Here is a 13,911-nt window from a genome sequence, read left to right on the forward strand (position 1 = left end):
ACATAAAAACAAATAACAAGCCAGTATTATAGCGTAACAGGTGATGTTAAAAAAAAAGACGAAAATCTATAGAACTATTAGAAGTTTCGTTTAATAATAAAATTGTTGCAAAAATTCGAAGACTAATTTTGAAATTAATGATAAAATATATATATAATATTTTAAAAATTCTGTGAAGTTTTTGGTATTAAAATCAGGAGGGATACAATGTCGATTAATAAAAATAAACATAAAAAAGAATTGAAAAATAATATAATTTTAAAAGAAGTTAATATAAGAGGAAATTTATGTGGGGAATTTGCGGAGTATACTATTGACCATGTATATGAGAATAAAGGAAGCAATAATGTAGAAGCAATTTATACTTTCCCAATTCCAGATGGAGCTGTAATATCTGGTTTTGAAGCAGTGCTTGGCGGTAGGACTATAAAGGGATTAATACAAGATAAGGAAGAAGCAAATAAACTATACGAAAATCTTAAGGGAAAAGATAATAACACTTTTATGCTGGAAGAATTTAAAGATAATATAGTTAGAATATTTATTGGCAAGATAATTCCTAATGAAGTTGTGAAAATTAAAGTGTCTTATATAGAAGAACTTAGTTATGAAAATAGAAACTTAAAATTAATTATTCCAACTATAATAACTCCAATAAATCTTTCTACTAATAATAATTTACTATCTAATAAAGATAGTAGCACCAATGAAAATTATAAGTTCACTTTAAGCCTATTAGTTGAATCCTTAACAAAATTAAAATTTAAATGTTCTTCGCATAAACTCAAGGTTGAATATGAAGAAAATAATTTATATAAAGTAACGTTAGATGGAAAAAATCAAAAAATGGATCAAGATTTAGAAATAATACTAGAAGAGCAAGAAAAATTAGAAACTACAGGAATGATATATGATTATCCGAGAGATGATAAGGGGATTTTATATTTAAGGTTTATACCAGAGATTGAAATAGAACAAAAACCGACTGGAGAAAATTATATATTGCTGTTGGATATATCAATGGATGAAGATAAGTTAATAGAAGGTAAAAATGCGCTTCAACTATGTTTAAGAAATTTAACACTAGGAGATACCTTTAATATTGCAGCGTTTGGAGATAAGCTTAATTACTTCTCTAAAGAGATGAGGGTTGAGTTTAACGAAGAAAATTTAAGCAGTGCTAGCAAGTGGATTGAAGAACTTACAACAGAAAAAGATGCAGCAATTTTTGATGCAATAAAATATGCACTACTTGGGAAAAGTGAAAAAGAAGAAAATATAATATTCTTATTTACAGATGATGTGGTTGAAAATGAAAAAGAAATATTGAATTTTGTGGAAGAGAACATTAAAGAAAGCCGAATATTTACTTTTGGAATAGATACTTCAGTAAACAGTTATTTCATAAATAAATTAGCTCGTATTAGCTATGGTGCTGCAGAAGTTATTTCCTCAGATGAGAGAATTGAAGATAAGGTGCTTAGACAATTTAATAGAATCAAAAATCCTCAAATTACTGACATTGAAATTGATTGGGGTAAAATGAATGTGGAAACAACATTCCCAAGAACTATTGAATATATGTATGATAAAGAACCATTTTCAATTTTTGCTAAAATTAAAGGAGAAGTGGGCGGTGTTGTAACTTTAAAAGGAAAAGTTGGTAACAATAGAATTCAAAGAATAATTATGCTTAATGAACTTGAACTAGAAGAAAATGTGAATTTAATTGAAAAAATGTGGTACAAAAAACGTATAGAATCTCTTCAACACAGAGTCAAGTATGAACGAGGGGAACTTCGTGATGCAATGAGCAATAAAATTGTTGAAATTTCTAAAAAGGTTGGTATAATTTGCAAAGAAACTTCTTTTATTCTTTATGAAGAGATGGAAGATCCAATAATAGGAATAAGAATAAGAGAGATTTTACCCGTTAAAACAACGAAAAAATTAGGGATTTCCTGTGAAAGTTTAGATGAAGACTCTGAATCAACAGCATTTTATTATAAAGATTTATTAAAACTAAAAGAAGGCAATGATAAATATTCTAATTTTCAAAGAAATGAGTTATTAAGGATTTTGGCGTCGAACCAATTTGCCAGCGGAGCTTTTGGTATTAATGTGGAAGATAAATTAGAAAAAAATATAAAATACACTGTAAAAGCTATATTAGCATTTATCATAGGTAGTGAAGACACTAAGAAGTATACTAATCAATTAAATAAATCTATAGAATTTTTAAATGGAGCATTAGGAAAGAATGATTTAGAAATAAACAAAGAAGAATACCTAAATTTATTGTTAGTTTTTAAATTGGCTATTAAAAAGAATATAGCACTATCTTTTCACAAAGAAAATATTGATAAGAAAATTAATGAAATCAAAGAAAAATTTGAATTGCAGAATGTTGATGTAATTGAAATGCAAGATGAATTTATTAATAGGTTAAGGGAAAGTTCTAATGAGCCTAAAGACACACTTAATTTTATAATTGACACCGCTATTTTAAAAACTGTTTAAAATTCACTAGAGTTTTTAAGTATTAGGCACATGGAAATAAATAAGTAGTCAGGATATACTGACTACTTATTTTTATGAATCAACCTAAGAATAAGGAAGTAAGGCAATGATAAATGAAAATATAAAAGATTTAGAGTATGGCAGGTCAGAAATAATTGAAAAAAGAAATAGAATAAGAAAGAAATTTATAGTAAGATCTATTAATGTAAAAAATGGAAATATACAATGCATGTCAAATGAGGATTTGAAAATTTTATTCTATTTGTATGATGAAGAATTTTTTTATGATTACTTTAGTAAAAGATTCAAAGGGAGCTTAATTTTTTCATTATCCACTAGGATGACTTCTGCTGCAGGAAAAACTATGTATAGTAGAAAGATAAAACTATTGCAGGAAGCAGAAGAAAGTTATGAAATCAGGATGGGAATAAAATTCTTTTTTCAGTATTATAAGGTAGACAGAGACAAAATAGTATCTGGTATAAATACAAAAGATTCCTTAGAGGCATTCCAAATAGTATTAGAACATGAATTATGCCATTTAATTGAACTACATATTTATAAAGAATCTAGTTGCAAAAAACTTAGGTTTAAAACTATGGTTAATAACTTATTTGCCCATACGGATGTGTATCACCAATTGCCAAGTCAAAAGGAGGTAATTTCACAAAAATACGGTTTAATAATAGGACAAAAGGTGAGTTTTGTGAATGCAGGTAAAAAATATAGTGGGTTCATTTATAAAATAAATAAAAGAGCAATAGTTATGGTGAAGGATTCAAAAGGCACTTATAGAGATGGATATGGAAATGCATATACTAAATGGTATGTACAATTAGAGAAACTTAATTTTTAAAAAAGATTGTCACATAACATCATAATTTATGATATAATTAGAAATAATTACTAACGAAATTAAGATGTTTTTATATTTTGTCAACGATTAATATAATAAGCAAAATCAATACGTGTAGCATGTGCTACATGAGATGTAAATAGGAAGGTGACAAAAATGAAGAGGATTCTTTCAGTAATATTATGTAGTGTGGTAATATTTACATTGGTCGCTTGTGGGAAATCTGAGGTAAAAAAAGAGGAGCCAAAAGCAGTTACTAAAGTAGAAACTAAATCAGAACCTAAAGAAGAAACTAAATCAGAGCCTAAAGAAGAAGTGAAAAGTAGTGAAGTGCTGCTGTATTTTAGTGATGATCAAGCTATGTACTTAGTAGGAGAGAAAAGAAATATAACAAAGCCTACAGCTAAATCTATCGTAGAGGAATTAGTAAAAGGACCTAGTGCAATGAGCGAAGGAGCAGGAAAATTGTATGCAACATTGCCTGTTAGAGCACAAGTACTAGATGTGCAGATTAAAGAACATATAGCTTATGTTGATTTTAAAGGTAACTTAAGTGAGAAAATGCAGGGTGGCTCTGCAGGTGAGGGAATGGCTTTATTTTCAATAATAAACACATTGGTTTTAGATAAGGAATTAGGAATAACAAAGGTTCAATTTCTTGTTGACGGGAAAAAGGTAGATACTATCAAAGGCCATTATGATGTTAGTAAACCTATGAGTGAAAATAAAGAAATGATAAAAAAATAATACCCACAAGGTTTCAGATTTATAGATTACTGAAAAACAAAAAGGCAAGTTTATTATAAATACATTTAAACAAATAACAAGTCAATATGCTAGCCTATTTGACTTGTTATTTATTTTCATGTACCTAATAACTTGCCTTTTAACCCTAGGGATTATTTGACAACTTAGAACAGTCTTCGCTACAACCCATATACATACCTACACACCTATTTGTAATCTTTCAACAACATACAAGCATTACAGCACATATATACATCTTTGCTCGACAATATAGAACACCTTGGGAGCCAAAAACAATCTCTCGATTAAGAATAACCCCTAGTTATAAGTTAATAAAACCTGCGGCAACCTATATCATCTTAGCTCGAATATTACACATCCGGGAGAACCATATATATACGGTTAGGCACATATCCAGCTGTTAAGAACCCATAATAATCTTCCCTCCAGCATATACAAAACCTTAGCAGATCTCGCATACACCTTTGGCCGAATACTCTAAAGCCATTTCCAGCCTACGAGCACTCTAGACTCAACCATAATAAATCATCTACTAAGATTATTGTATGCTTTTTTTTATTTATTATACTATAAGGCATAATAAATAAATTATAAAAATTAGCCAAGAGTAAGAATTTCTTTCAGAGAGGATATAACAAATTCAACATCTTTATCAGAAACCCAATTGTGAGTAACAAAACGCATTAATCCATCTTCTTCTCCATTAATTTTTATTCCTCTATTGTAGAATTTCTCTACTAATTTATCGCTACTAAATCCAGTACTCCTCATATCAAAGAATACCATATTAATATGGATATATTCCTTATTGACTACTATGCCAGGGATTTTTGACAATTCTTCGCCTAGAACTATAGCATTTTTATGATCTATTTTAAGTTGTGGAATCATCTCACAAAGTGCTACAAGGCCTGCTGCAGCTAGAATACCGGATTGCCTTAAACCTCCACCTAAAACTTTTCTTTTCTTTCTTGCCTTATCAATAAAAATTTTACTGCCCGCAAGCATAGAACCTATAGGTGCACAAAGAGCTTTGGATAGGCAAAACATAACAGAATCACAATACTTAGTAATTTCTTTTGCATCCACATCTAAGTAAGCAGAAGCATTAAAAAGCCTTGCTCCATCTAAGTGAACAGGTACTTCATGCCCTTTTGCCAAGGTGTAAATTTTTTTCATTGTACTTAGAGGTATTACTGTACCGAAGGAATGAGCATTTTCTATGCATATAAGGCCTGTACTAGGATAATGAATGTCTTCTTCCTCTTTTCTGATTTTAGATTCAATTTCTTTAGGATCTAATTCACCCTTATTGCTCATTAGAGTTCTAAGCTGAACCCCAGCAATTATTGATGCACCAGCAACTTCATGCATTACTATATGGCAATCATCACCAAGAATTACTTCATTACCCCTAGTGCAATGAGTAAAAAGTGCTAGTTGATTACCCATTGTACCACTTGGTACAAATAGCGCAGCTTCTTTGCCAACAAGTTTAGCAGCATACTCTTCTAGTGTTTTTACAGTTGGATCATCTCCATAAACATCATCTCCAACTTCAGCTGTGAACATAGCTTGTCTCATATTTTGTGTAGGCTGCGTTACTGTATCACTTCTTAAATCTATAAATTTCATTTTAATAACCTCCCTAAAATATTTATAGATACTATTATAACTTAAATTTTTTTATATTGTAGGGAATAATAAAATCTTAATGGAGTAGTAGTAATATTACTTTTGGTTTTTATGGTAAAATCTATATTAGGGGGTGGTAAAGTAATGAGTGGAACATTTCGATTTATTCATGCTGCAGACTTGCATTTAGGTTCCTTTCTTAATATAAATGGGAAACCACAGGAGGAAATTCAAGGCTTGTGTAAAGACGCTGTCTATGATGCCTTTGAAAGGATATGTAATAAAGCTATTTCATACAAGGTAGATTTTATATTACTTTGTGGAGACGTTTATGATAGCTATTTAAGATCAGTAAGAGGAAATAGTTTTTTTATTAATCAATGCGAAAGACTAAATGAAAAAGATATAAGTGTATATGCTATTTACGGTAATCACGATGCTATAAATGATGCACAGGAATTATTTGCTATGCCACAAAATGTTCATATATTAAGCGCTGATAAAGCAGAGAGTTTTGTGGTATACAAAGAAGGGAAAGTTATAGCAAAAATTATTGGGAAATCTTATAAGCATCGATCCGAAAGAGAAAAAATATATGAAAACTATTTATTGGATAATGATGTTTTTAATATTGCAATGCTACATACTGCTTTAGAAGGGGATAATAAAAATTATGTTCCTTGCACTTTGGAGGAACTTAAGGTGGTGCCTAATATAGATTATTGGGCTCTAGGTCATATTCATAAACTAAGTATTTTAAGCACTATGAAACCTATTATAGCTTTCCCAGGGATTCCTCAAGGGCGTGATATGGGAGAACAGGGAGTAGGGGGAGTTTTCTTAGTTACAGCATGCAAGAAAGAAATTGCCCATATGGAATTCATACCTGTAGCAACAGTTATGTATAAAAGGGTAGAAGTAATAATAGGTGATGAGAATGAAATAGAAAATTATAGTGATTTACTTCGAGTAATTTACGATAAGATAAGTAGTTTAACATATAGTCTTCCTGAAATTTATAGCGAGATTGTTCCTTTAAATGAAGATACATATTCTAAGGAAAGTACGCCTTTAAACGAAGATCTATTGGATGAATTTAAAGGCTATATTGTGAAGCTTATAATAAAAGGAAGAACAGATATGCACGGTGATATAAATAACATGACGGAAGATGATTATAAGCAGTTTATAGAGGATATAAATGAAGAACTGGTCGCCAAAAAATATTTTCTGTGGATAGATTCCATAATATTTAGAACCAAACCACTTATGCAGGATTTTGAAAGTCTAAAAATGCAAAACTCTATTTTTAAGGATTTAGATGAAATAATTAGCTTATATACTGAGGACCCTGAGCATAAAAACCAACTTGCAAAAAATTGGGGATCCATTTGGAAAAAACAAATTTATACAGAAAATATAGATGAAGATAAATTTGATTTTGATGAAGAGATTATGCAGGATATTATATCACAAGCTAGAGAATTGCTTATTGAAAAATTGGCAGAAGCTTTAGAAATAATGTAGGGGTGGTGAGAATTTGAAAATAACACAGCTAGATATTAGAGATTTTGGCGTGTTTCAAGGTGAAAAACTGGAAGACTTGGGTAGCGGCATAATAGTTATTGGTGGTGCAAATAGATCTGGTAAAACTACCTTAATGCAGGTACTTAGAAATATCCCCTTTGGGTTTTCAAAGAATAGCGGTATACCCCCAGCTAAATTCCAATACAATGTACGATGTGATTTATTATTAGATGATGGAAATGGCGTAAATGTACTTTTAAAAGGATTTAGTAATCCGGAGATAGTTTATAATAATGCTACAGACAATAAAGCTACAGACAATAAAGCTAATAAAGGGTTATATAATATAGATAAATCAACCTACAGAGAACTCTTTACCATAAGTCTTGATGAACTCAATAAAAGCTCTGGCAAGGAAGATAGTAACCTACAGTCTATGCTACTGGGTGCAGGTTTTAAGCATATTGCAAAAATTCCTGGAGTTGCTAAAGAGTTAAGGGAAAAAGCTAATACAATCGGTGGAACTCGTGGAAATCCATCAACTAAAATGTTTAAGCCCTTCACGGAGAATATTAAAAAAGGCGTAGAGGGAAGGGAAAAATCCATATCCATGTTAGATACTTTTGCTGAAAAGAAAAATAGCTTGTCCCATCTTCAGGCTACCATAATTTCAAAGGAGAAGCAGCTTGAGATTAGCAATAATAATATAATTAAATTAGACATTTTAAGGCACAATTACGAGCTTAACCAAGACAGAAAAAATATTGAGGGTGAGCTTCAAACATATTTTTTTAGTCATAGTGATATAAAGGAATATAATATAGAAAAAGCAAAGACCCTAAAAACTCAATATATTAAAGAGTTAGAACAGTACAATAATGACAACAATGGATTTCAAAGAGAAATAATCACAGAGAAACCTATGAAAGAATTGCTTTTAGGTAGCAAGGATTTAATTAGTGATTTTTATAATGGAATATCAGGCATTAAGGAAATGAACAAGAACCTACTAAGTGAAAAAAATGAGTATTATGAGAAAACACAGTTATTAATGAATAAAATTAAAAAATCAAATGATAACTGGTCTAGTTTTAAAGGTATTTCAGAGATTAATTGTGATGAGGTGCAACAGTGCATTTTAATACAGAATATTGAAAAATTTAAAAAGGCAGAATACGATAGAGCACTTTGTGATAAAAGAAGTGGAGACCTCAAAATCCAAAGGGAGATCTTAGAAAAACAAATAGTAACCTGCGATTCTGCAACTTATATGAAAAAGTATTTTTATCTTACAATATCTTTTATGATTTTAGGCTTGGCATTATTTTTTATAGATAAATTGCTTGGGTGTTCACTAATAATAATTGGGGCAATAGGATCAGCCCTATATTTGTTTATAAATTACTCAAATAGCAAACTAATTATAAATAGAAATATAGAAATTAAAACTCAGATAGAGAATAGATCAGGTGATATCAGTAATAATTCCCAGGAAATAATAAGCTTAGATGAGGATTTAAGAGAACTAAACAACATAATGGACGAGTATAGGGACATTCTAAAGCTTGATGGAAGAGTCTCAGTAGAAGGTATCAAGGATTATTTTAAAACCGTGTCTTATTTAAAGGATGAAATATCGGAGTACTATTTATTAAAGAAAAAACTAAGCAGTCACTTTAATACCCTTAATGAATCTTTAAGTAGTATTGGTGAGGTGCTTAAAAAATTTACTGAGTTTAATACTAAAAATCCAGAGGAAATAAATTTAGATAATATTGAAAATATTTGTAGCGACATACTGCTAAAGTTAGAGGAGTTATATAAGCATTTGATACTGGTGGAAAAAGCCCATGAAAGTTACTTAAAATTAAACATGGTAGAGCATGAAATATTGGGGCTCCTTGGAAGCAATTACTTAGAGGATATAATATTAAATATAGAAAAGTATATAAGTCAGGGAGAAAAGTATATAAAATATTTAAATATGCAGAACGAATTAAAAATTATTCAGGAGAAGTTATTGCAATCGGTAAAAAGCCAGCGTATAAAAAAAATATTATATGATGGGAAAGTAGAAGCTGCGCCCAGTGATGATGCAAATCTATTAAAAATCCTTGAAAATTTATATAGGGAGTATATCAATATAGATGAACTCACTTATGAATATGAGGGATTAAATGCTGAAATTAAAGAATTGATAGGGCAATTGGATATTTTAAAGAATGAAAAACAAACTTTAAAAGATGAACTCCTAGCCTTAAATTCTGATGAGATGTTAGTGCAATACGATAAAGAAATTAGACAGGCAAGAGGCCACTTGCGGCCCCTTGCAGAAAAATATGCTGTTTATAATACAGCAGCTTTATTACTCGAAAAAATCAGAGAAAAGTTTTTAGAAAGTACTAAGGATAAGTTATTAAAAGGAGCTAGTGATATTCTAAGTGAAATAACCTCTGGGGAATACAAAGATATTGTGCCTATGGAAGATTTAATGCAGGGAGACTTTAAAACTGTATTACGAGATGAGAGTGTTAAGGAGAGTTCAAGAGAGTTAAGCAGGGGCACAAAAGAACAATTATTTTTGGCAGTTCGTATAAGCAGAATAAAAGAAATTAAGCCAAGTTTACCAGTGATTTTAGACGATTCCTTTGTTAACTTTGATATTGCACATACGAAAAATACAGTTAAGGCATTAGTACAGCTTTCAAAAACTCATCAGATTTTTGTACTTACCTGTCATGCAACTTTAGTAGAGTTAATAAATGATCTAGAGAAGCAGGCACAATATTTCAAATTAGACAAGGGTAAGTTTGAAAAAAGCACAGGGGGAGATTTGAAAAAATATCTAAAAGAACTATAAGTGCATTTCCTTTGAAATAGGTGCGTAAAAAATGGTATAATAGATTGCTTAATACAATTATTAGAGCATGTATTATAGAGTTTGTTAATACTTCAGCTCCGCAGGAGATGATTTAATGGAAAGTGAAGTGGTAATTATTAGTAAGGCGTTATTTATTACAGAGAAACCAAGTGTTGCTGCGGAATTTGCCAAAGTCTTAAAAATAAATGGTAGAAAGTTTGATGGATATATAGAGTCTGATAAAGCTGTTGTTACATGGTGCGTGGGACATCTTGTTACTATGAGTTACCCAGAAAAATATGATGCAAAGCTTAAAAAGTGGTCTTTAGATACTTTGCCATTTTTACCTAAAAAGTATAAATATGAAGTTATAGATGGAGTGAAAAAACAATTTAATATAGTTAAAAGCCAACTAATACGTGAAGATATTGATAGAATTTATGTTTGTACAGATTCGGGGCGAGAAGGGGAGTACATATATAGATTAGTAGATGAAATGGCGGGGACTCCTAATAAGCAAAAACGAAGAGTGTGGATAGATTCACAAACGGAAGCTGAGATTATTCGAGGAGTTAAAGAAGCAAAGGATTTGAGTGAATATGATAATTTATCTGAAGCGGCCTATTTAAGAGCAAAAGAGGATTATCTAATGGGAATTAATTTCTCAAGGCTTTTAAGTTTAGTATATGGAAAAACTGTAAGCAATTATCTTGGAAAAAATTATATAGTTATTGCTGTGGGACGAGTAATGTCTTGTGTGCTTGGAATGGTAGTTCAAAGGGAAAGAGAAGTTCGCGAGTTTGTTGTTACTCCTTTTTATAAGATTATGGTCAGTTTTAAGGTAGATGAAGGTTGTAATTATGAGGGAGAATGGAAAGCCGTAGAAGGTTCTAAGTATTTTGATTCACCTATGCTTTATAATGAGGGTGGGTTCAAAACCAAGGAAACGGCGGAAAAGTTGATGGGAGAACTAAGGGATTCAAGTATAGATGGTAAAGTTTTCGTTGAAAATATTACTAAGAAAAAAGAAAACAAAAATGCTCCGCTGCTTTTTAATTTAGCAGAAATACAAAATGAGTGTTCTAAGAAATTTAAAATAAATCCAGAGCAAACGCTTAGTCACATTCAAGCATTATATGAGAAGAAAATGCTTACATATCCAAGAACGGATGCTAGGGTATTGACTACAGCGATAGCAAAAGAAATAGATGAGAATATAAAAAAATTAACGAAGTTAAATGGAAATGCTGAGATAAATAATATAGCTCAGACTATTTTAGGGAAAAAATGGTATAGTAATATAGCTAAAACAAAATATGTTGATGATAGCAAGGTAACAGATCATTATGCTATTATTCCAACAGGTGAAGGGCTTCAAAACTATTCATCATTAAAGGATATACAAAAGAAAATTTATGACTTAGTGTTACGACGGTTTTTGGCGATTTTTTATCCGCCTGCTGTGTATAGTAAGGTCTCTGTTATAACAAAGATTGACAAAGAAAGATTTTTCACCTCAGACAAGGTGTGCGTTGAACTTGGATATTTGGAGGTTTTAAAACCGGATAGGGATAGCAATGATAGTGAAAGCACAAATATGAAATTTTTGAGTACATTAAAAAAAGGTCAAAGTGTAGAAATTGAAGATTTAGTTGTAAAAGAAGGTAAAACTTCTCCCCCTAAAAGGTTTACCACAGGTTCAATTATTATAGCTATGGAAAATGCAGGTAAGCTAATTGAAGATGAAGAACTAAGAGAACATATAAAAGGGTCAGGTATTGGTACAAGTGCCACTCGTTCAGGGATTTTAACGAAGCTTGAAAAAATAGAATACATTAAATCTAATAATAAAACACAAGTAGTTATGCCTACTCTACTTGGAGAAATTATCTATGATGTGGTGAAAAATTCTATCCCCACGCTTTTAAATCCAGAGTTAACAGCTAGTTGGGAAAAAGGATTAACCATGGTTACTCAAAAAGAAATAGCTGGAGATTTGTACATGGAAAAGCTTGAAAATTATATTATTAAAAATAATGATAGGGTACTTAAACTGAATAATGGACAAAGGCTTAAAAACAATTTTGATATGGTAAGTGGGTTTTACAAAAATTCAAAAGCTAAGGTGGAATAATAGAAAAGATAAGCAGAACGTAAAATATATCTTCTGCTTATCTTTTTTCTGAATTTCACTGATATTATAATTAAAGGGAGATGGCTCTAATTGGCAAAAGATAAAATAATCTATGTTTGTAAAGAGTGTGGGTCACATGCTCCAAAATGGATGGGTAAATGTAATGATTGCGGTGCATGGAATTCATATGAAGAGAAAGTGGTTAAGGCGGGCTCTGCTAAATCAAATACTTTAAATAGTATGGGAACAACAACTAAACCTACAAAACTAAAGGCGGTTGTACAGGCGAACAGTGATAGAATAATTACTGGAGTTTCAGAGTTTGATAGGGTTATGGGTGGAGGAATAGTTAGAGATAGTGTGACTATTATATCTGCTCCCCCAGGGGCGGGAAAGTCTACACTTTTGCTACAACTCGCAAATTCACTGTCATTAAAAGGATATAAGGTTTTATATGCGTCTGGAGAGGAAAGTAATAGCCAAATTAAAAATAGAGCTGACAGAACAATAAAAGAGATAGCTGATAATTTTTGGGTTGTTTCAGATACAAAGTTAGATGAAATATTACAACATATAGAAACTGTTGATGCTGATTTAATAATACTTGACAGTATTCAAACATTCACTTTGGAGGAATATTCAAGTTCGAGGGCTGGTTCTCCTACTCAAGTAATTGAATGCGCCACAGCTTTAAAGGATAAAGCAAAAAATCCAGAGAGGCCAAGAGCTGTTTTTCTGGTTGGGCAAATGACAAAGGCAGACGAGATGGCAGGACCGCGCATATTAGAGCATTTAGTAGACACTGTATTATATATTGAAGGAGAAGATGGAGAAGAGCTAAAACACTTGGTAAGTAAGAAGAACCGTTTCGGAAATACGGAAGAGAGTGGTATGTTTAGGCTTTCGGACATAGGAATGGAAGAGATTACTGATCCTTCTGAGTTTTTTATGACCAAAAGAGATGAGTTGGTTCCAGGAAGTGCCTTAGCTGTTATAAAGGATGGAACAAGACCCATTGTTATAGAAATAGAAAGTCTTGTATCTAAATCTTTTACTCCTTACCCGAGTAGGTTAAGTGAGTGTTTTTCAAGGAAGGAGCAACTGGGAACCCTTATTTCTATTCTTGAAGAAAGGGGAGGGATAGGGCTTTATGATAAGAATGTTATTATAAAAGCAACAGGGGGTCTTAAATTAACTGAAACATCGGTGAATCTTGCTGTAGTTATGAGCATCGCATCTTCTACGCTTAATCATGGGATAGCTACAGATACAGTATTTATTGGAGAACTGGGTCTTACTGGTGAATTAAAAAAAGTCCCATCTTTAGAGCAAAGACTAAAAGAAGTAGACAGGATGGGGTTTAAAAAGGCTTATATACCTCAAAATTGTTTAAAAGCAGGGGTTAAATTTAAGAAATTAAAGGTTATCCCATGTAAAAAATTAACCGATGTTATTGAAAAAGAATTTAAGCAATAATGAAAAGGCCACTGAAATATTTATACATATTTCAGTGGACTTTTCCGATAGGTCGCGGGTCTGTCCCACCTATCATTGTTAGCCGCCAGACCGTTCTCTTCCATGGTCGCGCAAGAGCTCCATCTTTGAATATGG

At 31.4% G+C, this 13,911-nt stretch carries 8 protein-coding genes; 7 read left to right on the forward strand and 1 reads right to left on the reverse strand.

The genetic code is table 11. The annotated features are described in order from the left end of the window. Positions 1-207: 207 nt before the first annotated feature. From ACWJKE_RS00345 to ACWJKE_RS00355, 3 genes are all read left to right on the forward strand, one after another. Positions 208-2,520, forward strand: coding sequence for a VIT and vWA domain-containing protein (locus ACWJKE_RS00345; RefSeq protein ID WP_216301703.1), 2,313 nt, complete (start codon positions 208-210; stop codon positions 2,518-2,520). Positions 2,521-2,626: 106 nt separating this feature from the next. Beyond that, positions 2,627-3,376, forward strand: a complete 750-nt coding sequence (locus tag ACWJKE_RS00350) for a hypothetical protein (RefSeq protein ID WP_462952866.1) — start codon at positions 2,627-2,629, stop codon at positions 3,374-3,376. Between the two features lie 156 nt (positions 3,377-3,532). Then, a complete protein-coding gene (locus ACWJKE_RS00355; protein WP_462952867.1) occupies positions 3,533-4,123 on the forward strand; it encodes a GerMN domain-containing protein in 591 nt (196 codons plus the stop codon). 618 nt (positions 4,124-4,741) lie between these two features. Here ACWJKE_RS00355 and ltaE read toward each other — a convergent pair. Next, on the reverse strand, positions 4,742-5,779 hold the full coding sequence (ltaE, locus tag ACWJKE_RS00360) for a low-specificity L-threonine aldolase (protein ID WP_165411979.1): 1,038 nt from the start codon (positions 5,777-5,779) through the stop codon (positions 4,742-4,744). A gap of 144 nt (positions 5,780-5,923) precedes the next feature. Between ltaE and ACWJKE_RS00365 the strand changes: the two genes are divergently transcribed. The 4 genes from ACWJKE_RS00365 (at position 5,924) to radA (ending at position 13,776) form a co-directional block, all read left to right on the forward strand. Next, on the forward strand, positions 5,924-7,306 hold the full coding sequence (locus tag ACWJKE_RS00365) for a metallophosphoesterase family protein (protein WP_462952868.1): 1,383 nt from the start codon (positions 5,924-5,926) through the stop codon (positions 7,304-7,306). 13 nt (positions 7,307-7,319) lie between these two features. Next, positions 7,320-10,166, forward strand: a complete 2,847-nt coding sequence (locus tag ACWJKE_RS00370; RefSeq protein ID WP_462952869.1) for an AAA family ATPase — start codon at positions 7,320-7,322, stop codon at positions 10,164-10,166. Positions 10,167-10,302: 136 nt separating this feature from the next. After that, the gene (locus ACWJKE_RS00375) at positions 10,303-12,300 is read left to right on the forward strand and encodes a DNA topoisomerase (protein WP_216301812.1); all 1,998 of its coding nucleotides are present in this window, start codon (positions 10,303-10,305) and stop codon (positions 12,298-12,300) included. Between the two features lie 90 nt (positions 12,301-12,390). Continuing rightward, complete coding sequence (radA, locus tag ACWJKE_RS00380) at positions 12,391-13,776, forward strand: DNA repair protein RadA (protein ID WP_220285998.1); 1,386 nt, start codon at positions 12,391-12,393, stop codon at positions 13,774-13,776. Positions 13,777-13,911 lie beyond the last annotated feature (135 nt).

Source organism: Clostridium sp. CM036, assembly GCF_055081135.1.

Bases quoted from the DNA above. Each gene is read 5' to 3' on its own strand.
- ACWJKE_RS00355 (WP_462952867.1), top strand. From the start codon at position 3,533: ATGAAGAGGATTCTTTCAGTAATATTATGTAGTGTGGTAATATTTACA.
- ACWJKE_RS00345 (WP_216301703.1), top strand. From the start codon at position 208: ATGTCGATTAATAAAAATAAACATAAAAAAGAATTGAAAAATAATATA.
- ACWJKE_RS00365 (WP_462952868.1), top strand. From the start codon at position 5,924: ATGAGTGGAACATTTCGATTTATTCATGCTGCAGACTTGCATTTAGGT.
- ACWJKE_RS00350 (WP_462952866.1), top strand. From the start codon at position 2,627: ATGATAAATGAAAATATAAAAGATTTAGAGTATGGCAGGTCAGAAATA.
- ltaE (WP_165411979.1), bottom strand. From the start codon at position 5,779: ATGAAATTTATAGATTTAAGAAGTGATACAGTAACGCAGCCTACACAA.